Genomic DNA, 268 nt, shown 5'->3' with positions numbered 1-268 from the left:
CTCCTTCTCTCTATTTGTTCGTTTTGCTTTCAAGTTGTTTAAGATTTTTTCATTAATCGCTAAATACTGGGTGACTTCGTCCGTATCCAGCACCTCGAACAGTTCCATATGCTGTTTTTGGCCAAGTGCTTGAGCTTCGGTCAAGACCTTAACGCCTTCTTCGGTAATTTCAAGCAATACTTGCCGGCGATCCTGTTCATTGGAACGCCTTATGGCTAGACCCATTTTCACTAGTTTGCCGGCGATATTGGTCATAGCGCCTCCAGTA

1 protein-coding gene is annotated in these 268 nt (G+C 44.4%); it reads right to left on the bottom strand.

Features of this window, described 5'->3' with window-relative positions; all coding sequences use genetic code 11:
- Positions 1 to 255: MarR family winged helix-turn-helix transcriptional regulator (locus SB775_RS30065; protein ID WP_410864907.1), on the bottom strand; the 255-nt coding region annotated here is incomplete at its 3' end.
- Between the last annotated feature and the right edge of the window lie 13 nt (positions 256 to 268).

This window comes from Peribacillus sp. SIMBA_075, from assembly GCF_046534585.1.
This window is presented reverse-complemented; position numbering and strand designations above follow the sequence as displayed.